22 protein-coding genes are annotated in these 21,132 nt (G+C 49.7%); 7 read left to right on the top strand and 15 right to left on the bottom strand.

Going from position 1 to position 21,132, the window contains the following annotated elements:
- Both L5462_RS07180 and L5462_RS07175 read right to left on the bottom strand, forming a co-directional pair.
- Positions 1–210 carry a DUF2180 family protein gene (locus L5462_RS07180; RefSeq protein WP_237780098.1) on the bottom strand — a complete coding sequence of 70 codons (210 nt, stop codon included), beginning with the start codon at positions 208–210 and terminating at the stop codon, positions 1–3.
- 30 nt (positions 211–240) lie between these two features.
- A complete protein-coding gene (locus L5462_RS07175) occupies positions 241–1,740 on the bottom strand; it encodes a DUF2193 domain-containing protein (RefSeq protein ID WP_237780097.1) in 1,500 nt (499 codons plus the stop codon).
- Positions 1,741–1,973: 233 nt separating this feature from the next.
- On the opposite strand from L5462_RS07175, the gene L5462_RS07170 reads away from it, so the two are divergent.
- The 7 genes from L5462_RS07170 to L5462_RS07140 all read left to right on the top strand — a co-directional run bounded on the left by L5462_RS07170 (position 1,974) and on the right by L5462_RS07140 (position 9,008).
- A complete protein-coding gene (locus tag L5462_RS07170) occupies positions 1,974–2,279 on the top strand; it encodes a DUF2769 domain-containing protein (RefSeq protein WP_237780096.1) in 306 nt (101 codons plus the stop codon).
- Positions 2,280–2,451: 172 nt separating this feature from the next.
- Positions 2,452–3,135 carry a radical SAM protein gene (locus L5462_RS07165; RefSeq protein WP_013295366.1) on the top strand — a complete coding sequence of 228 codons (684 nt, stop codon included), beginning with the start codon at positions 2,452–2,454 and terminating at the stop codon, positions 3,133–3,135.
- A 124-nt stretch (positions 3,136–3,259) separates the two neighbouring features.
- Entirely contained in the window at positions 3,260–3,778 is a 519-nt protein-coding gene (locus L5462_RS07160) for a hypothetical protein (RefSeq protein WP_013295365.1), read from the top strand.
- 120 nt (positions 3,779–3,898) lie between these two features.
- A complete protein-coding gene (locus L5462_RS07155) occupies positions 3,899–4,423 on the top strand; it encodes a hypothetical protein (protein WP_237780095.1) in 525 nt (174 codons plus the stop codon).
- Between the two features lie 150 nt (positions 4,424–4,573).
- Positions 4,574–5,437, top strand: a complete 864-nt coding sequence (locus L5462_RS07150) for a hypothetical protein (RefSeq protein WP_237780094.1) — start codon at positions 4,574–4,576, stop codon at positions 5,435–5,437.
- 212 nt (positions 5,438–5,649) lie between these two features.
- Positions 5,650–8,334: an FmdE family protein gene (locus L5462_RS07145; RefSeq protein WP_237780093.1), complete on the top strand. Its 2,685-nt coding sequence runs from the start codon at positions 5,650–5,652 to the stop codon at positions 8,332–8,334.
- Positions 8,335–8,426: 92 nt separating this feature from the next.
- Entirely contained in the window at positions 8,427–9,008 is a 582-nt protein-coding gene (locus tag L5462_RS07140) for a zinc dependent phospholipase C family protein (protein ID WP_013295363.1), read from the top strand.
- Positions 9,009–9,145: 137 nt separating this feature from the next.
- Here L5462_RS07140 and L5462_RS07135 read toward each other — a convergent pair whose 3' ends face one another.
- The 13 genes from L5462_RS07135 to eno form a co-directional block, all read right to left on the bottom strand.
- A complete protein-coding gene (locus L5462_RS07135; protein ID WP_237780322.1) occupies positions 9,146–10,381 on the bottom strand; it encodes an LL-diaminopimelate aminotransferase in 1,236 nt (411 codons plus the stop codon).
- Between the two features lie 150 nt (positions 10,382–10,531).
- A complete protein-coding gene (locus L5462_RS07130) occupies positions 10,532–10,726 on the bottom strand; it encodes a hypothetical protein (protein ID WP_237780092.1) in 195 nt (64 codons plus the stop codon).
- Entirely contained in the window at positions 10,723–10,878 is a 156-nt protein-coding gene (locus L5462_RS07125; protein ID WP_237780091.1) for a HEPN domain-containing protein, read from the bottom strand. Before L5462_RS07125 ends, L5462_RS07130 begins: the two co-directional genes overlap by 4 nt.
- A 13-nt stretch (positions 10,879–10,891) precedes the next feature.
- A complete protein-coding gene (locus tag L5462_RS07120; protein ID WP_237780090.1) occupies positions 10,892–11,194 on the bottom strand; it encodes a nucleotidyltransferase domain-containing protein in 303 nt (100 codons plus the stop codon).
- A gap of 222 nt (positions 11,195–11,416) precedes the next feature.
- Positions 11,417–13,078: a glutamate--tRNA ligase gene (gene gltX, locus L5462_RS07115; RefSeq protein WP_237780089.1), complete on the bottom strand. Its 1,662-nt coding sequence runs from the start codon at positions 13,076–13,078 to the stop codon at positions 11,417–11,419.
- Positions 13,079–14,056, bottom strand: coding sequence for a short chain isoprenyl diphosphate synthase IdsA (gene idsA / locus L5462_RS07110; RefSeq protein WP_237780088.1), 978 nt, complete (start codon positions 14,054–14,056; stop codon positions 13,079–13,081).
- Positions 14,053–15,405, bottom strand: a complete 1,353-nt coding sequence (locus L5462_RS07105; RefSeq protein WP_237780087.1) for an RNase J family beta-CASP ribonuclease — start codon at positions 15,403–15,405, stop codon at positions 14,053–14,055. The genes idsA and L5462_RS07105 overlap by 4 nt, the downstream gene beginning before the upstream one ends.
- A 4-nt stretch (positions 15,406–15,409) precedes the next feature.
- On the bottom strand, positions 15,410–16,456 hold the full coding sequence (gene fni, locus L5462_RS07100) for a type 2 isopentenyl-diphosphate Delta-isomerase (protein WP_237780086.1): 1,047 nt from the start codon (positions 16,454–16,456) through the stop codon (positions 15,410–15,412).
- A 164-nt stretch (positions 16,457–16,620) separates the two neighbouring features.
- The gene (locus tag L5462_RS07095) at positions 16,621–17,415 is read right to left on the bottom strand and encodes an isopentenyl phosphate kinase (RefSeq protein ID WP_237780085.1); all 795 of its coding nucleotides are present in this window, start codon (positions 17,413–17,415) and stop codon (positions 16,621–16,623) included.
- 29 nt (positions 17,416–17,444) lie between these two features.
- On the bottom strand, positions 17,445–18,362 hold the full coding sequence (gene mvk, locus L5462_RS07090; RefSeq protein WP_237780084.1) for a mevalonate kinase: 918 nt from the start codon (positions 18,360–18,362) through the stop codon (positions 17,445–17,447).
- Between the two features lie 10 nt (positions 18,363–18,372).
- Positions 18,373–19,215, bottom strand: coding sequence for an AmmeMemoRadiSam system protein B (gene amrB, locus L5462_RS07085; protein WP_237780083.1), 843 nt, complete (start codon positions 19,213–19,215; stop codon positions 18,373–18,375).
- Positions 19,216–19,224: 9 nt separating this feature from the next.
- Positions 19,225–19,821: a 30S ribosomal protein S2 gene (gene rpsB, locus L5462_RS07080; RefSeq protein ID WP_237780082.1), complete on the bottom strand. Its 597-nt coding sequence runs from the start codon at positions 19,819–19,821 to the stop codon at positions 19,225–19,227.
- A 24-nt stretch (positions 19,822–19,845) separates the two neighbouring features.
- Positions 19,846–21,096 (bottom strand): phosphopyruvate hydratase, encoded by a 1,251-nt coding sequence (gene eno / locus L5462_RS07075; RefSeq protein WP_237780081.1) that lies wholly within the window; start codon positions 21,094–21,096, stop codon positions 19,846–19,848.
- Positions 21,097–21,132 lie beyond the last annotated feature (36 nt).

The following is a 21,132-nucleotide window of genomic DNA, read 5'->3' as shown; positions in this document are numbered from 1 at the left end:
CTAGTCCTCCTTCATGACGTTGTAGCAGTAGGGGCAGAGTATCCTGGGCAGGGTTCCCCTGACCTTCTCTGCAGGGAATGGGTAGCCGCCACTCCATACCTCTGTTTCCTCACGTATTGCGTGTTCAGTGCAGAGGCCCATACCGCAGACAATGCATATGGCCACAGCATCGGTATCCTTTCCCTGCTCTGCACATACATAGCATTTCATACCATCACCTGAAAAAGAAGTGTTTTGAGGCTATACAGCCTCTCTCCACTGGCAGTGGTTGTGCCTGAAGTCCACCAGTGCTGCCGCTGCACAGTTCTTACAGGTCCTTGCAGGTGATGCTGCGCTATCCTTATGGAGTGCGATTATGTTGGTCATGAGGGTTGCTGTTACTGGTTCACTTGTAAGGAGGCATGGGTAATCGGCAAGTCTCATGAGGGCTGAGAACCTCACGGTTATTGCGCAGGCAGGGTATGTGTAGCGCTGCGGGTTCATTATAACCTCGTTTTCATGTATCGGTGAGAGGTCAACCTTATGTCCGGCAACCACCGGCTCAAGGGGACCCTCTGCTCCATTTAGCATTCTCCTTGCCTCATCCAGGTGGGTCCATCCACGGTATATCATGTCCATGAAGTCACTGTTGTGGAGTTCAGCTGCGGCCCCCCTTGTGGGGTATAACTGGACATAGTTGTGGAATCTCTTGGTGAGGAGGTCAACAACACCGATGGCGTTGAATCCGTCGAGTTCAAGTATGTACTCAACCGCACATGCAGATGAACCTGTTGCAAGGCTCAGCACATCATATTCGCTCTTAAATGAGCTGACTGCACTGTTCAGTGTGCTTTCCATAACCCCAGTTGTTGCCTCGATTATGGCCATCACCACATCATCCTTGCACATGTTGTAGGTGGACTGGGCTATGTGGTGTGATATGTCGCCGACACAGTAGGCCGGTACCGTGAGTATGTTGCCATAGTGCACCCCATCATCAATGGCGGCCTTTACAGTCCCCTCCATCTCCTTCCTGTAGCGGGACATGTACTCCCTCACATCGAAGGATTCATGTCCATGGTCGTCCATGAGTTTTGCCTGTGCCTCAACAGGTTCCTGGTAGATGTATTTCACCATCTCTATTTCCTTCTCTGCCGCCTCTGCAGCGGTTGCCCCGTTTTCAATCTCATTTGCGAATACCTCTCCTATACCATAGGAGGTGTTCATACCCCATGATTTTGCTGAGAGGATCGCCTGTTTGTGCATCTCGGGTATATCTGTTTCTTTGAGGATCCTGTTCACCACGTTGCTTGTGCTTCCTGGCATGAGGGCGAAGTCAACCACACAGGTTGGCCCATAGAATCCTCCATACCTTCTTATTGCCTCCCTTCCTATGAGGGCATCTGCCCTTCCTATTGCATCTATGAATGCCTCAAGGCTCCTATCAAATTCACTGTCCTCGTCCCTCAGTATCTCCAGGACCACTGGTGTCTGGTAGTGTTCAACAAAGGGGTCATCCTCTGGTCTTATGGTGTCTGTAAGGCTGTCAAGTATCTCATAGTGGGCCTTCACTGAGTCCCTGTGCAGGTCTATCACTGCCTTGCTCTGGTCTCCGACAGCCTTCATGTCCTGCACAACGTCCAGGTAGGCCTTTGTATCCTTTATTTTAAACTCTTTTCCCCTATTCTTTTTTATGGTTTCCACGTCGGCTTTCTGGGCCATCATGGCCTCTTTTACCATTTTCTCATATAACTCAGCCATTAGATCACCTTCGGTAGAAATGCCTACCGGCTCAGTGCCGGTTGACCACATTATACCGATATTAAGTAGATCACCTTCATTAATATCAGTTTCTAAAAGTTACAAGACAAAAGTTTTAAATAACAGTGGTTTTTCTGAAAAAAATTCTGTTTATCATGATTATTAATTGAAATTTTTCGAGGTTATGGTAAAGATGAAGTGGAAGCAGACACATATACAGCTACGGTGATGGCATGCAGGTTGACTTCAGCATGGAAAACATCAGAAGGTGCCTCTGCCTTGAGTGTCCAGTCCAGAGTAAGAGTCAGTGCGTGGCGGATAAGAAAAAGATAATGCTCCTCATAACCCAGCAGGACCTTGACAGTGCCATGCGCATGGACACCGACAGGGTACCGGGGGTATACTGTTCCACAGGTAAGGCCCTCTGTACCGATATAGATCCCCATGAGGAGTGCCTCTGCAGTGGGTGTGAGGTATGGAGGGAGCACAGATTATCTGAAGATGAGGTATCTGAGTACTTCTGTGTCAGAGAGAGGTAACTTCGTAATATAAATGTATAATGAAGTTGGTTCCCTGGTGTGGAAAGATGAGCAGAAATGCAGGATCTGGACCGCCACATATATACCACAACAGCAATAAACCATGAATTTGAGTTGAAATTTATTTGTACATCAGAGATGTCTGTAAGTGACATCATAGTATACCTCCGAGGTGAAACATATCCAGCTATCACACATATCCGTAAGTGACATCATAACCGTGCTCACACCCACCTGCAACCTCAGGTGCAGGTACTGCTTCTTCACCCCACGAAACTGCAGGGAGTATGATGCGGAGAGGATAGCAGACCGGGTCCTGAGGATCAGTTCAGAGGAGGGTATAGACAGTGTGCTCATAGCCGGTGGTGAGCCCACACTGCAGAGGGACCTGCCTGAATTCACAGAGGCCCTCAGCAGGGACCTCCATGTGACCATCTCAACCAACGGCACACGGTGGGAAATCCTGAGGAAGAGTACATTCCACGAGGTCCACGTTGACCTCAAGGCACTCGATGATGAGAAACACCTGCAGCTCACAGGAAGATCAAACAGGTCTGTCCTTGAGTGTATAGAGGAACTCACAGGTTCAGGTAAACTGGAGGTCTCAACTGTCCTCATCCCTGGAATCGTGGATGTTGATGAGATTGAAAAAATCGCGGAGTTCCTCTCAGAGTGGGACGTTCCCTACCGCATAACCGGTTATGTTGGCTACAACAACAGCCTGGGTGCCCGGCGGCCCAGGGATGATGAAATAGTGAGGGCTGCGGAGATAAGCAGGAAGTACCTCAGCAGTGTCTCAACATCACTGGACTTCCGGAGGCATAAGAGGAGAAGGATGGTCCTGGACCACATCTAAGGAAAACGATGATCCTGGAAAACATCTGAACAGGCGATGCTCCATCAGATGTACTCCTCTGAGATTAAAATCAAAAAATATATAAATGCTGCGCCTTTTATATTGACAGTAGGTTGGGGATCTTATGAGAAAAGCGCTGATTCCGGTTATGGTATTATTCTTGCTGGTTATGGGTGTCTTCACTGCAGCTGCGGTCAATGAGACTGGAAACAATTCATCAGTGAATAACACTTCAACTCCCCGTGGGGGTGTGGTGCAGCCACTTTCACTGTGGTCATCAGTAACCGTTGAGCCATCCACCATCAGCCTTGGAACGGTACCCCCTGATGGGATTGAGAGGAGCTACCCCGACGCTGTAACAGCAACTGTAAACTACATAATCGCCGGTGGTGATACCCTCTCTGTAAGGGCATCAGGCAACCTTGTAAATACAGCCAACAGTTCACTCACGATACCCCTCTCCAATTTTAAGTTCAGCACACCAAGCCTAAGCAAGAGGCCATTTACAACCTCCAACCAGGTCATAATGACATATTCTGGATTTATAGGATCCTCAAGTGTTCCACTCAGCCTTTACATAACTGTGCCTACATACACGGATCCAGGCACATACTCAACAACCCTCATCTACACATCAACCTGATTTTGTGACAATAATCACAAATTCATTTATTATATGTTTCCAATGTCACGAAATCTCGAAAGATTTATATAGTGGGCTGTGACAATTAATTTTATCTGAAAAATTAATCTGGTGATATATATGAGGGAAAAAATAATGGGGGTAATCCCACTTATAGTTGCCCTGATGTTTGTGGTGGCACTCGGTGCATACAGTTCACCATCATATGCGGCAACAGCAACACAGACAGTGACAGTCACTGTGCCTGAGGCAATCGCAATACAGGTATCAGACGTTAACTTTGGATCAATAAACGCAGGGAACACAGGTACAAGTCCTGATTTCACAATAAATAACACAGGTAACGTTAAAATCGACCTCTACGTCAAGGCAAACGCTGCAGCATTCACAAGCCTCACAGCAACAGACACAATACCAATAACAGGGTTTAAAATATTCAGCAATGTTACAGGCTCATACCTAACATTCACCCAGTCATCACAGAAAATCTATGACAACATGAACAAGGCAGCGCAGGGGACCGGAACACCAACACAGTGGACAACAAGAATGCAGCTAAATGTGCCTTCATTCACAGAGGATGGTGTATACACAATCACAAACACCTACACAGCAGTTAAACACAACACAGCTGCACCACCATAAGCTGCACAACAACACAAAAAAGAAAATACCTTTTTTAACAACCTCTTTCTTTTAAAAATTTTTAATAAATTTTTTATAGTCCCGATCCCAAACTCTTTTTTATAGGAAAGGTGGATGACAATGAAAACCAGATATTTAACAGCCCTCTTAATGATCATATTCATTCTTGGCTACATAGCACCCGCAGTGGCAACCGGTCTCTGGGCATCACCAGCAGACTTCAGGTACAACCTGAAACCTGGCCAGTCAGTGAGTGGTGAGGTAACAGTGCGCAACATCGGTAAGGAAGAGGTGAACGTCAACGTAACCAAGAAGAGGCTCCTCATGGACAGCGTTAACCTGGTATACTCCGACAGGGGGATAGCCCAGTGGATAACCATAGAGGGCAACACATCATTCAAACTGAAACCTGGCGAGTCAAGGAAGATCAGGTTCACAGTGAATGCGCCAGGAAAGATAAACTACCTTGACGCCGCAGGGGCCATAGTTATAAGGGGGTTACCAGTTCAGAACAGGACAGCGGGACAAGTACAGATAGTCCAGGGAGTTGAACTGGTGGTACCCATATATGTGGGTCTCCCCGGCCCGATAGTGGAGTCCCTGAAGCTGGAGGACCACAAAGCTCCAAGTGTTCTTCTGAGTTTCATGCCAGGTAAGTTCACCTACAAACTCAGAAATACTGGTACCGTCCAGGCAAACATGACAGGGGCCATTGAACTCACAGGGATAACAGGGACGCAGAGGGTCCCCATCGACGGTGTTGTCTACCCCGAAGACAACTACACACTGGTTGAGACCTGGAAGCCAGGGTGGATAGAATTCGGACCCTACACCGCGAAGACAGAGATAAAATATGGTCGCTACCACCAGACAAAGACCATAGAGACATCTGATACCGTCATCGTGATACCCGCATGGCTCATAATCCTCATTGTGCTTGGAGCCGCGATCTGGGTGATCCGCAAGAAGGAAATTGAACCCCCAATCTCAATCAGGATAGAAAGGAAGAAATAAAGGCATTAAACGCCTTCTCCAAATACCTTTTTATTTTTAAACCCATTAAAATGCCCTTTTCTTCTCACACCTGAAAGTGCGCAATACCCCATCACCATACAGAATTAAGTATTATTTCTACTCGCCATTACCCAAATTTAGTAATAACTAATCTTTATATATTAAGAATATCATTATTTTTTATGAAAGAATTTAAGGAGGTGAAAATTTTGATGAGAAGACAGTATTTCATCGCTTTCATTGTTCTTCTCTTTGCTGTAACACTGACAGGTTCAGTGAGCGCGGCGGACACCTCATGTGAGGTAGGGGTTGATGTAAAGTACGAGTATGCCGACGACAACAGCCAGATAAACCCTGACATACAGGAAGTCACAGACGAAAACGGAACAAGGATCAACTTCACAAGGATCTTTGACCCGGCAGCCAACATAACAAAGATCCTCTTCACCTACGGGAACATCACAAACACCACACGGTTCACCATAAAGGTCAGGGCCCCCGGTTACAGGGAACTCTCACACACATTCCAGCTCACAGACTACGGGACAAAATACGCTGCTTACCTCTCCCTCAGGATGAACGCCACAGACGCCTACAGACTGGGAAGGGAGATCACCAGGAAGGCTGACAAGATACTGAACTTAACAAAAACAGGTGATGTCCTGGTTATAACAACAGCCGGAACAGCATACTACAGGAACCAGACATCAGAGGATGTCCTTGAGGGCATACTCAACCAGGCCCGCGGTAGAGTGAGCTACGGGAAGGGTAACCTTCTGATGCTCAGAAAAACACGCCTCGACCCCCTGGACTTCGCTTTCATCATAAAGAAGGGAAACGACCTCATACTCGCATACTTCAAAAACGCCAGCATGACACCGATCTACGTTGGAACCGTGTCACAGAACATGACACTTACACAGTACCAGGCACTCCAGAAAAAACTTGGAAGCGACACATTCCCCATAGCAAGCCTTGCCAACGCATGGGCAATCGGACTATCACCTGACATACTCAGGGAGGCAGCATTCCATGGACACGTCTGCCTCGGTACCATCAGCGGATATGCAATGATAGAGACACTCCTAAAATACTATCCTGCAACCAATGAATTCGGGCTTCCACTGGAGGGTGTCAGTTACCAGGTTGTTGGTGTGCCTGGTGGATCAGACGATGACGTCTTCATATACGCCATGGACGCAACACCCGGTAAGAGGGCCTACGTTGGTTTCAACACAACAGCGGACACCAACATCGCCGGATTCATCCGGTGGAACTCAAAGACAAAGACAGGAACCCTCATAATAATGGCCTACAGTCAGCAGGAACTGATAAACAAGTACAAACAGGAAACAAAAGCCACGGCGGTCTCTGAACTCAAGTTCAATGCATGGGCAGTTAAAAAACTCACAACAAGTCCCGAATCACTTGTGAAGATCCTCTACGCATTCGACAACCTCACACAGGACCAGGTCAACTATATCATGGGATATGAACCCACCAAGGGTAACACAACCATCAGTGCAGCCGGACTCGACCTCAACTACATACTGAACCAGACAAACCTTGTGAATGCAACACCGGCAAACAGGACATACATTACAGGAAACCTCACCTACGGTGACCTCAAAAACATCGGGCGCCTTGCAGCCGAGAAGGCCGTGGAGCTCTTCAGGGCAATGGGTATAAACCTTGAGAAGGATGACTATCACCTTTTCGTGCTGACATCCGCAGGTTATGTGAGGATCAACGGCCAGGACACAGGCGCTGTCTGGGATGGAATATTCGATGTGCTGGGATCAAGGTTAAGCAGAAAGACACTCCTGCCTGTCCATGCACCGCTCTGGGGTCAGCTGAAGTTCGACTTCTTCCTCATCAACGGGTCCCAGAGGATAATCAGGTCAATGTACTACAACCTCACAGCGGGAACATTCACTGTTCAGAGTTCAGCGAATTACATAATCCAGGAGGTACTCCCCTATGATCCGCCATTCGACGTGCTAATGGGCTGGCTCTTCCACAACCATGTCTGTGGTGGAAGCTCACCCGGTTACCTCATAGCAGACTACATATTCCAGAATTACCCCAAGGGTGAGAACGAGAAGTACATCTACGTAACAACACTGGACAACTGTAAGGATGACATCCTATTCATGCTCCTGGGGGTTTCAGCTGGCCAGGGAACCTACTCCAACCAGAGGCTGACAACTGAGGAGACAAGGCTCGAGACAGAGGGCGGTATGAATGGAATGGTGGGCTACATAGTGGTATGGGATGAGAAGACCAACACAGGGAAGGTTGCAATCATCACCTGGCAGGGTCCACGCTTCGCAGCCGGATCCAACATGTATGAGGAGTACATCAGACTCTACAAGCACGACTACTCATCACCAAACCTGATATCCCCGCCTACAGTCAGTAAAGCGGCTGAGCGCCTCATAAACAGGGATGAACTCAACATACTCCTCTCAGGGGGCACAGGATCCATGAATGCGCTCCAGTACATATTCAGCATCCCTGCAAACAGGACACTTGAAGACCTCATCCCGGTGAACAATGGCGGAAGCCAGAACGGAAACCAGGGCGGAGTACCCGGCATTCCCGGCGGCTCCACAGGTGGTTCAACCGGGGGTTTACCCTCAGGTTCCCATGGTACCGCAGGCCATGCAGATTACACGCCGGGTGCTGAGCATACTGCTTCGCCGGCTGATGTGAATGCGGCATCTGAGGTTTCAGAGGATTCTCCCATGGAGGCTAAGAGGGCCTATGAGGTTACAAACGCAACCTCCACTTCTGGCGGCGCTGACTCCTCATGGTACGTTTATGGTATCGTGGGTGTCCTCGTGGCCGCTGGCCTCGTGGCCTTCGGTTTCGTGAGGGGTGGAGCTGGAAAGTGAACCTCCTCTTTTTTCTATTTTTTATATCATCACTCCCTGTTAAGGAAAAATTTATACATGTGCATCCCTCATATTATCATGGAGGTTTTAAAATGAAGAGGGGTGTGTCATTAATTCTCGTTCTCGTCCTCATGCTGATGCCATGCTCCTATGCATGGAAGACCGTCACCCACTATGACGCCGCTGAGGCCATCTATGAGAAGCTTCCATCCTCCAAGAGATCAAAGATCAACATTAACGCCATGATCGACGGATCCAACGACCCTGACGAAAAGTTTCATGATACTGTTAGGCACAGCTTTCCCAGAAGCTTTACAGAGGCTAAAAAGTGGCTTGACAGGGGTAGGAGTGCCTACAGAAGCAAGAATTACAGGTATGCCAGTTACTGCTTTGGTGTTGCAAGCCACTACATCACAGACACTTTCTCAGCACCTCACTGTGTAAGTGGAGAGTCATCCACACTCCACAACAGCTACGAAAAACAGGCCACGTACCTTGCACCCAGCATAAGCTACGTTTCAGGGGACATCTACAGCCTCATGCAGCGGGGCTACCTCAATGGAAGGAGCGACTGGTCAAGGTGGACAAAAACCAAAAGCAGCTCGATAGTCCAGAGGGACCTCAATATGGGGACCAGCGTAGCCTACAGGGCAATAAACCTTGCCATGAATTAAAACCCCAATTTTATTTTTTTGGAAGATGAACCCATACATCATCCATCAAAAAAATAATTTATATTTTCAGAACTTTGAGACCTGAACCAGCCACTGAAGAATAAATAATCAAAAAATAATTTATTTTCAGAACTCACCTAGAAGCTGAGTTCAGATATCCTTTCCATTGCCCTCACAGTATTTTTAAGGGAGTTGAATGCTGTTAGCCTGAAGTATCCCTCACCGCTCGGTCCAAAGCCAGACCCTGGTGTTCCAACAACCTCCGCCTCATTGAGTAGCATGTCAAAGAACTGCCACGAATCCATGCCCTCAGGTGTCTTTATCCAGATGTATGGTGCGTTAACACCACCATAGTACCTCAGACCTGCACTTTCAAGGCTCTCCCTTATTATCCGTGCATTCTCCATGTAGTAGTCTATTGACTCCCTTATCTCCCTCTGGCCCTCAGGTGTGTAGACCGCCTCCGCGGCCCTCTGCACAGGGTAGGAAACCCCATTGAACTTTGTTGTCTGGCGCCTGTTCCAGAGCTCCTTAAGGGAGTGCATCCTCCCCTGACTGTCGGGGACCTCCAGTTCCTCTGGCACCACAGTGAAGGCGCACCTTGTACCTGTGAAACCGGCGTTCTTTGAGAAGCTCCTGAACTCAACTGCAACCTCCCTTGCACCCTCCACCTCATAGATGCTGTGGGGTATTCCATCCTCCTGTATGTAGGCCTCGTACGCTGCATCGAATAGTATTATGCTGCCACTGTCCCTTGCATAGTCAACCCACTCTGCGAGTTGCTTCTCTGTGAGCGCTGTTCCTGTGGGGTTGTTGGGGTAGCAGAGGTATATGAGGTCAACCTTCTCCTCAGGAAGTGCTGGTATGAATCCGTTCTCCTCTGTGCACGGAATGTACACCAGACCACTGTACCTTCCAGTCTCATCTGCGGGACCGGCCCTTCCCGCCATAACGTTGCTCTCCACGTACACTGGATAGACAGGGTCTGTCACCGCGACCACATTGTCCTGTCCAAAGATCTCCTGGATGTTTCCTGTGTCACACTTTGCACCGTCACTTATGAATATCTCCTCGGGTGAAACCTCAACACCCCTTGAGGCGTAATCGTTTTCTGCTATGGCCTCCCTGAGGAATGGGTAACCCTGTTCAGGTCCATATCCCATGAAGGTTTCCTCGTGAGCCATCTCATCGACGGCCCTGTGGAAGGCCTCCACCACCACGGAGGGGAGGGGCCTTGTAACATCCCCTATACCCATCCTTATCACATCGGCATCAGGGTTTTTCCTCTGGAAGTCCTCCACTCTCCTGTTTATCTCAGAGAATATGTAACTGCTTTTAAGTAGCAGGTAGTTTTCGTTTACTGTCACCATGATTTAACCTCTCAGAAACTAATTTTCAGGTAGGTTCCCTGAAGAAGAATGATATTATCATGTAGTCCACAGGAGTTAATAAAAATTGCTGTATAAAAAGTTGCAATCCCTGTTAATGGGGCTGAATGCCATCAACAATAAGGTCTCAGATATTTATCTGAAGGTTTTACATTCCTCCACGAACTTCAATGCTCCTTTGATTATAATAATTGCTTCTTTCTGATCTATTTCTGAAAGGATACCATAATCCGCCTCTTCCCTATCTTCATATGCCCTTAGAAGTATGTCAAATATTTCCTTCTGGAATTCTCCGTTCTTTACGAATTCGAGTCCAAACTGTGAAATCAATCCCTATGAGTCTGCGGGTAAATGTTTCTCCGTGATAGCAGTGCTCTTGCTGCAAAGAACATGGCGTAGTATGCTCTGCTTACTGCATCTCCATAGAATCCATGTTCGCATAGTGTTCTGGCAGCCTCAAGTTTCCTGACTGCCTTTTCCATTAAAATTTTCTCATCACCCAAGCACCACACCCTCTTTCCTTATTCTGGAGATGAAATGGGTGTCCCCCAGAAGCCTGTATTCCTCAGGTGAAATGACCTTAACTGAGATATGGACACCTGTGCTGAGGAGTATATCACGCGCCTTCCTTATGACCTTATCCTTTATTTCAGTTTTTTTTGTGGAGATTATGATTATGTCTATATCAGAGCCCTCGCTATCATCCCCCCTGGCAACGGACCCAAAAAGGATTATTTTTTCTATTTCAGGATAATTCAGTGACTCTGAAAACTTCCTGGCAAGTTCAAGTCTGTTCATCATTACCCCCAGAATGAAGTATGAACCCGAAGATCTACTGACAGTTTCAGATCTTTTCGCCATTATAATTAAATTTATGTGTGCTCCCAGTAGAGTCTACCTGTTTAATCTGTCCACTGAAAGACGATCTTGCTCACAGACAAGCCGTGCATCTTCGACGTCTACCTGTTTAATCTGTCCACTGAAAGGCCTTCAAGAAAAATGGTTGAAAGAGGTTCCCATTCATTTATGGGCATAATAGAATAACAGTCTCTCGCCTGATGAATCCAGCCTGGCAAAGCCGAATCTTTCAAGCTGTACCACATCATCAACCTCAAGTTCTAAGGCATCATGCTCAATGACACCCTCAACCTCTGAGGCGTCAGGCATCACGACCACTGCCTTGAGGGCTGATTCGGCTGGAACCCAGTGTATCATGGCTGCCCCCAGCTCCCTTGCCTCCTCGATGCCCTCACTGTGGTATCTGAGTTCACCATCAGAGTAGATCACGTTAACAGCATCTATTAACCTCAGAGGACCCTCCCTGAGGTCACCCCTGGGGAGGTAAACGTCCCCATTCAGCTCGAGGATCCGGTTACCCAGTTCAGGTTTATCAGGGTGCAGGGGTCTTTCAACCCTGATGGGTTCTGGCAGTCCAGCTATTTCGAACCTGACAGGGTCTGCCGCGAAGAAGTACCTCCTGGCTTCTTCCTCCAGGATGTTCCTGTTGAGACCGTAGATCTTCTTCCAGCTCATGGTGGAGTCTGCTATCTTGACACCGATCTCAACCATGAGTTTTCTTATCGCCTCTGGCCTCACACCCCTCCTTGCGATGGCCCTGATGGTTCCAAGGCGGGGGTCGTCCCAGCCAGAGTATTTACCGGCGGTTATCCCCTCTCTTGCCCCTGATGTGCTCAGTGCAATGTCATCCATCTTGAGGCGTCCGTAGTGTATGAATACCGGGGGCCCCCAGTCTAGGTGCCTGTAGAGGTACTCCTGTTTTTCGCTGTTTGCAAGGTGGTCCTTGCCCCTGAGGACATGGGTCACCCCGAGGAGGTGGTCGTCCACAGCAACCGAGAAGTTCATCATGGGGTACACCCTGTAGCGTCTGCCTGTGCGGGGGTGTTCTGCCTCCACTATCCTCATTGAAATCCAGTCCCTTATGGCGGGGTTGGGGTGCTGGAGGTCCGTCTTAACCCTAACAACCGCTGAGCCCTCTGGCATCTCAAACATCTCCCTCCAGCGCTGGAGGTTCTCCCTGACCCCCAGGTCGCGGCAGTGACAGGCCTCCCCCTCATTTTTGAGTTTCCTGAATGCCTCCGGGGTACAGGTGCATACGTATGCTCCACCCCTCTCTATGAGCCTCTCTGTGTACTCATAGTAGATCTCCATTCGGTCGCTCTGGATGACGGTCTCATCCCATTCAACACCAAGCCACTCCAGGTCAGAGGGGATCATATCATAGGCCTCCGGGTCAACCCTTCGGGGGTCGGTGTCCTCGATTCTGAGTATTAGCCTGCCATCATACCTCCTGGCGTATTCATGGTTGAGGATGGCTGCCCTTGCATGGCCTATGTGGAGTGGTCCGCTGGGGTTGGGGGCGAACCTCAGTACAACCTCACCCTTAACATCCGGGAGGTCCCTGAGTCCCCGCCTCTTCTTCTGCTTCCTCTCCCTGATTTCAAGGCCGAGCCTCTCCATTTCCCTCTGCTGTTCCTCAGGTGTTAAACTGTTAACCTTCTCAACAGCAGCCTGAACAGCCTCCTTGACCTCGGGGGCCCTACTTCTGAGTTCAGGTTCGTTGCTCATAACGGCCCCCATGACGGCGCCCGGGTTTGCCTTTCCCCTGTGCTTAACCGCATTCATGAGTGCGTAGCGGTAGACGAGGTCCTCCACAGTCATCACCTAGTGTTCCCTTTCAAGTACAAAGTCAGCTATCCTAATGAGGGCTTTCCTTGCATCTGAGTCTTCAAGTATCTCAAGGCGCTCCTTGGCCATCCTCACATAGTCAAGGGCCACCTCATGGGCATACTGGGTTGCACCGTAGCGTTCAAAGATCTCTATGGCCTCAGCGACAAGGCCCTCATCGCCTGATCCAAGGATTGATATGAGTCTCTCCCTGTCCTCCTCTGATGCCCCCTCAAGGGCCTTGACCACCATGAGGGTCATCTTACCCTCTGCTATGTCACTACCCACAGGTTTGCCCAGGGATTCCTCATCACTTACCACATCCAGGTAGTCGTCGTGGATCTGGAATGCCAGGCCAATGAATTTTCCGTAGTCCTCCAGGGCCTCAACCTCTCTCTCTGATGCGCCACCCATTATGGCTCCTGCCTTTGTTGCTGCTGCGATGAGGGCTGCGGTCTTCTTGTAGATCATCTCCATGTACTCATCCTCTGTGACGTCCAGTCTCTCCTCAAAGCCCATGTCAAGGGCCTGGCCCTCACATATCTTAACGCATGAGTCAACAACCACTGCGAGGGCATCCTTCACCCTTTCTGAGTCCCCGTTCCTGATGACAGCCTCGAAGGCCTTGGAGAAGAGGACGTCCCCTGCAAGTATGGCCATGGGTTCACCCCAGATGACATGGACTGAGGGTTCCCCGCGCCTCATCTCATCATCATCCATTATATCGTCGTGGATGAGGGAGAATGTGTGAATCAGTTCTATGGCCGCCGCCACCCCTGCAGCGTCCTCAGGGTCTCCGCCTACAGCCTCACAGCTCAGGAGTGCCAGTGAAGGTCTTATCTTCTTACCACCCTCTGTTATGAGGTGTTCTGATGCCTTAAGGAGTGTATCAGGTGTTATGTCGCTGATGCACTCCATTATCCTCTTATCGGCCACTTCAGAGTACTTTCTGAGAATATCTAATACTTCCGTCATCGGATACCTCCATTAAATACCTGTGCCTGTCCATTCCTCAAGATGTGTATGTCGTTACCCAGCTTGTAGCCCTCCTCCTCTGCTATCTCGGCGTAGGCCGAGAGCATGCTGAGGTCGCCGTGGGCGGGTATTATGTGCATGGGGTTGAGCATCCTTATGAAGTCCCTGTGGTCCTCCCTTCCCGCATGCCCGGATACGTGTGCATTTGTGTAGATCCTTGCACCGCTTGATGCCAGGCGCCTCTCCATGAGGTTCCTGTTTGCAACGTTCATTGGGTTGGGTATGACAGGGGCTGATATCACCACATTGTCACCCCTCTTTATCCTGAACTGGGTCTTTGCATTGGCTATCCTCGGCAGCAGCGCATCGGGTTCCCCCTGGTGACCCGTTGTGATGAGGAGGTAATCCTCACGCTTTGCCTCTGCGCGTGCAAGGGCCCTGTTAACAGCCTTGGGGCTCCCGTATATGCTGGCGTTCTCCGGGAGTTTGAGTATGCCCATGGCCTCTGCGAGTCCACAGTACCTCTCCATTGACCTTCCAAGGAGGAGCATCTGCCTGTCGCTCTGTGATGCTATGTCACTTATGGCCTGTATACGCTCCATGTGGGAGGAGAAGGTGGTCACTATCATTCCATTCCTCTCCTCAAGGGGGTTCTTCATTATATCCTCAAGGACTATCCTTGCAACCTTCTCTGAGTGTGTCTTGACCTCCTGTTTCTCGTTGGCCCTGGTTGTTTCAACTATCATTGCAAGGACTCCCTTCCTTCCAAGCTCCCTGAGGCGGTGGTAGTCTGGTGGTGGTGATATCTTCTGGTGGTCATCGAATTTGAAGTCAAGTGCATAGACTATTATACCCTCAGGTGTGTGGAGTGCTGCTATGACTGACTGTGGTATACTGTGGGTTGACTGTATGAACTCCAGTGTTATCCCGGGGGATATCTGGCACTTCTTCCCTGCATTGAGGACCTGGAGTGTGTTGAGGACATTGAACTTTCGCTCTGCCTTTATGGTCCTCTCTATGAGTGCTATTGTGTAGGGTGTTGCTATTATGGGGGCCTGGTACCTGTGGGCCAGCTTTGCAACTGCCCCTATGTGGTCCAGGTGACCGTGTGTGAACACTATTGCCCTGACCTTCCCATCAACGTCCTTCATGAGTGTATCATCCGGTATGACACCCCTCTCTATGAGGTCCAGGCTGTGCATCCTTGCGATGTCCGTGTCCTCATGTATGTGAACCCTGTCAAGGTGAATCCCCATGTCAAATATTACAACATCATCCCCCACCTTAACGGCGGACATGTTCTTACCTACTTCCTCGTATCCGCCGATCGCTATTACTTCTACGCTCAAATTATTACCTCCTGGCGTATTTTATTGTTTCAAAGCCCCTTTCATTTAGCCATTCTCTGGTTCGGCCCATTATTATGACCTGTGAATTTCTGAGATCGTCAAGTGTTTCTGCACCTGCAAGGTACATGGCGGTTTTAAGTGCCTCGTTGAACCTTTCAATTACCTTCATAACGGCCCTGTAGCCCTGGGCTGCCGCTTCAAGTACCGGGAGTGCTATTCCAGCCATCGTTGCGCCGAGGGCTATGGCCTTTGCAGCGTCAATTCCACTTCTTATACCCCCTGATGCGATCACGGGCACGTTCACTGACTCTGCAACCTCCACGGTGCTTGCAGCGGTGGGTATTCCCCAGTCCCAGAACAGCTCACCCATGTATCTGTCATCTGCACGGTAGGTTTCAACTGCGGCCCAGCTGGTGCCGCCTGCACCTGCAACGTCTATGGCCGCCACTCCACATGCTTCTAGTTTTATGGCGTCCTCTGAGGATATACCTGCACCTGTCTCCTTGACCATTACAGGGACATCCATGGACTCCACAATCGTTGATATGGATTCGAGGGCCCCTTTTGAGTCCACGTCGCCTCCTGGTTGTATTGACTCCTGTAGGGGGTTGAGGTGCACTGCGAGTGCATCCGCGTCTATCATCTCAACTGCCCTCTCTGCATATTCAAGGTGGGAGCTTCCAATGTTACCCACGAGCAAAGCTGATGGTGCCTCCCTCCTTGCTATGCTATAGGTCTCCTCAACCTCCGGGTGTTCAACACCGGCCCTCTGGCTTCCAAGTCCAAGTGCAATTCCGAGTTCCTCTGCGGCCCTTGCAAGTTCTCTGTTTATTTTGAGGGCTGCCGGGTGGCCCCCAGTGATTGCACTTATCATTATGGGTGATGAAAGCTCCTTACCCAGGAAATCCAGGCCTATATCTATTTTTTCCCTGTTTATCTCAGGTATGGCCCTGTGAACTATTTCAATTTCCTCGAACCCTGTCCTCTTCCTGTACTCCACGTCACAGCTTGTGCACAGGATTAAATGCTCCAGTTTTCTATCCGAAATCATTTTAACGCCCTTCAAATTTCCCTTAATTGATAACCCTGAACTATCAGGTTATGATCGTGTCTTTAATTCCTTAATTGATGATCTGAATCGTTATGATCTGGCCTTCAAATTTTCCCTTCAATTGTAACCCTGAACTATCAGGTTATGATCGTGATATGAATGATCTATTTTCTGATCCTGGTGCCCCTCACAGCCTCTCCACGGAGGGCCTTCAGGATATTTCCAGGCACACCTGCATTTATTATCTCTGATTCTATACCCCTCTCTGCGAGGACCAGGAGTTCCCTCACCTTACCAACCATTCCACCTGTAACATCGGTGTTCACTGTCCCATCAAGGGATTCGAGGTCATCAAGGGATCCTATAACATCAAGAAGCCTTGCATCAGGGTATTTCTTTGGATTTCTGGTGTAAACCCCGTCCACATCTGTTCCCAGTATGACCCTCTCTGGCCTTAACCTGATGGAAAAGTGGTTTATGAGTTGGTCCCCGGATATCACAGAGAACCTCACGCTGGTGTTTGAATCAAGGACCACGTCACCGTAACTTACAGGGACCATCCCCTCCTCCAGGTAGGATTTTATCATTGAAAGATCAGCATCCCTGATGCGGCCATTCTCAGCCCTTATGAATGCTGATGGGGGCATGGAGACCGCCGGTATTCCCTCACCAAGGAGAGCGTCACATATGTATGTGTTGAGTTTCCTGACCCAGTTCTGTGTGAGTGCGGATCCAAATCTCCGCTTTCTGAATTCCTCCTCATCCTTTATTTCAGATCCTATCCTGTATTTTCCTGCGAATGGGTGGCCGAATGATCCGGCCCCATGTATTATCATGAGTGATGATGGTGAAGCGTCTGAGATCTCTGAGGCTATCCTCTGAAGGTTTTCCGCATCTATCTCAGGTTCCTCAGAGTCCTTTCTGGTAATTACACTTCCACCTACTTTGAGAATGATCATCAAGATGCCCCTTTAAGTGATAAGAGTTTTTATCGAATCAGACCCTCTTCTGAAAAACTGGCCTTCATTGCATTCCAGTTCCTGTTGAGGGCCTCAGCAACCTCTTCTGCGCAGCCAGGACAGTATGCTATTATGCTCCCGCCTCCGCCGGCACCTGTGATCTTGGAGCCTGCTGCGCCTGCCCTCCTGGCCTCATAGACCATCATTGAAAGTTCCCCTGTGGACACGCCCATGGCGTCAAGGAGCCCCTGGTTTATGTTCATGAGGTCCCCTATGGGTTCCGGGCTGTTACTCAGGAGGGCCCTGTAGGCCCTGAGGGTTATCATTTCAACCGCATCCATGATTCCATCCATGACATCCGGGAACCTGCTGCGGAGCTCTGCGACACCTGCAACCATCTCTGCAGTGTCACCTGAATGGTCCAGGTGCGCTATTACAAGATCATGCAGCCCTGCATCAAATTTTTCCACATTCCTCTGACTGTCAAGGTACACCATGCCGCCATATGTGCTCACTGTGGTGTCAAGGGGACTTGCGGCTCCCTGGACTTCGAGTTCAACCCTGTGGGCCCTTGCCGCGGTATCCTCAGGTTCTGATTCCCTTCCATGGTATCCATCAAGGGCCCCTATGAGTGCAACTGTGAGTGCCGCTGATGAGCCGAGGCCCGACCCCACAGGTATCTCCATTTCGATCTGGATACTGAGTGGTGAGCCGTCATGGTAGAGTTTGAGGGTTCTCCCAACGTAGTCAAGAATACCCCCCCTGGGGCTGGATTCAGACCTGAAATCAACTCCCAGTGATGGTATGGTAACCCGGTTTTCAGATGAATCCCCCAGGGTTACAGTCACCCTTCTATCTATTGCAGCCGCAATAGCAGGTTTACCATATACAACGGCATGTTCACCAAAAAGAATGGCCTTGGCAGGTGCTGATGCCCGTGACTTCAAGGTTTCACCCTCAGCCTCTCAGGACAAGGGAGGCGTAGCCCACAACTGAACTCTGGTCCCCTGTTATATCACCACTCGTGGCATACTTTAACAGCCTGCACTCACTGGCGCCGAGCATCCTGGATGCTGTGATGCTGGCTGCCACTGGCCCGTAACCACACATGGTTGCATTGAGTTCTGTGATAACGCCGTACATGCCGGTATCGTCCATTTCGGTTATCCTCTCAATTATCCTGCTGTCGATGGAGCCGGCAACATCGGCGGGGCTGTAGTGGGTGAAGTCAGTGCTTGCAATGACCACCGCATCCCTTTCTGTCCTCTCAATCGCTGCCGCCACTGCATGTCCAACGTCTGTGGCTGTCTCCTGGTCCTGCATCCACATGGTAATGGGGACTATCCTGAATTTATCTGTGAAGTACTGGATGAATGGTACATGGACCTCACAGCTGTGCTCTCCAAGGTGGGCGGTCCCGTCAATATCAATGATGCCTGATTCCCTCACAATGGCCTCTGCAAGTTCACTGTCAATATCCACGACACCGAGGGGTGTTTCCCATGCTCCCCTCTGCATCAGTGAGACCCCTGACCCCATGCCCGTGTGGTTGGGGCAGATTATCACGAATGTTTCCGGTATACCATCTGATACCAGCTCATGGTAGGCGTGGGCTGCCACAGGTCCTGAGTACATGTAACCTGCGTGGGGGGCGATCACCCCCTTCATGTTCCTGGCGGAACCCCTGACTGGCAGGCCACCTGGCCCCAGTTCATGGTTGAAGCACCATTCGATTCGCCTTCTGAGCGCTGCAGGGTCCCGCTCATAGAAAGCTCCCGCCACTGCAGGTCTTCTTATCATAGAACCACTCTAAATTTTCAGTTCGAATTCAGTGGGAGGCACATCCAGGTCCTCATCCTCCTTGAGCACACCCTTCTCCCTGAGCAGCTGCCTTGCCAGGAGCCAGTATACAAGGGCTATGGCCTTACGGCCCTTGTTGTTGACGGGTATTGCAATGTCAACATTTCCAAGGAGGTTCTCTGTGTCGCAGAGTGCCACGACAGGCAGGCCTATCTGTTTGGCCTCGACTATTGCCTGTGAATCTGATCTTGGATCGGTGGCAACCAGCACCTGTGGTTCAATGAACTTGGAATAGTTGGGGTTTGTCAGTGTCCCCGGGATGAATCTGCCTGGTATTGTCCTTGCACCTGTCACCTCACCGAATTTCCTGACAGGTTCCTGTCCATACTGCCTGGTTGATACGGCCAGTATATCGTCTGGCTCATACTTTGCAAGGAACTTTGAGGCCGCTATTATCCTGTCATTTGTTTTCCTTATATCAAGGACGTAGAGTCCATCTGATCTTACACGGTAGATGTATTTCTCCATATCAGCTGTTTTCTGCTGTGTTCCAATGTGCAGTCCTGCTGCAAGGTATTTGTCTAGTGGTATCAGTAGTTCTGACAATATATCACCTCAGTAAGTTTGATGTTAAAATGGCAGTTCAGCCATGGTGGAATATGGAATCTCTTCCTGTATGCGTATGAGTTCATTCAGTTTGGCTATCCTCTCGCCGCCTATGGCACCTGTCTTGATGAGTGGTGCGCCGAATGCCACTGCAAGGTGGGCTATTGTATCATCTGTTGTCTCACCTGACCTGTGGGAGACCACAGGTGTGTAACGGTTCTCAAGGGCAAGTTTGACTGTCAGGTAGGTGTCTGTGAGTGTGCCTATCTGGTTTGGTTTGATTATTATACCATTGGCGGCACCCATCTCTATGCCCTCCCTGAGTATCTCCCTGTTGGTTACAAAGATGTCGTCACCGCAGATTATGCAGCGGTCCCCTACAAGTGATGTGAGTTCAGAGAATCCTTCGAAGTCACCCTCATGGAAGGGGTCCTCAACATAGTACATGTCGTAGGTCTCGATGATCTCCCTGACAAACTCTATCTGTTCACCGGTGTCCTTCTGGACCTTCTCCTGTTTGTAGACGTATTTTTCTGTCTCGGGGTCCCAGAATTCACTTGCTGCCAGGTCCAGTGATGGCCTTACCTCAACGCCGAGTTCATCTGTGACCTCCTCACAGGCTTTTACCTGTATCTCCAGGGCATCATGGTTTGATAGGCTCGGCACCCATCCTCCCTCATCACCCTTACCCCCCGTGAAGGAGGGGTCCTTTTTCTGTATGAGTTCCCTTATCCTCTTATGGACTGCTGCATTTGCAAATACCGCCTCGGTTATGTCCTCCGCACCCACAGGCACCACGAGGAACTCCTGTATGTCGGGTGCGTTCTCTCCGGCATGGGCTCCCCCGTTTATCATGTTACCCAGGGGGTATGGTATGGCAGTTGCAAGGTTACCGCCAAGGAACCTGTAGAGGGGCATGTTGTACGATGAAGCAGCCGCCCTGGCGGTTGCCATTGAGACAGCCACCACAGTGTTTCCCCCAAGTGATGAGAGGTTCTCGGTTCCATCAATCTCCTTTAAAACGAGGTCTATGTCCTGCAGGTCAACGGCATCCATCCCTATGAGTTCTGATGAGATTATATCCTCAACCTCTGTTATGATCTCATCAACTCCACCTGATGGGAATGCGGTGACCTCCCTGGAACCTGTACTTGCACCGCTGGGGGCCGCCGCCCTTCCAAAGCCGTTCCAGGTTATAACATCAACCTCAACTGTTGGGTTTCCCCTGCTGTCAAGAATTTTTCTTACTCGAACATCTTCAATTATACTTTCCACAAAAACACCTCACAATAAACTCTACATGGAAAAATA

This window comes from Methanothermobacter sp. K4, assembly GCF_022014235.1.
Lineage (GTDB): Archaea > Methanobacteriota > Methanobacteria > Methanobacteriales > Methanothermobacteraceae > Methanothermobacter.
The sequence above is the reverse complement of the archived record's forward strand: the minus strand, read 5'-3'. Positions and strand labels throughout refer to the sequence as shown.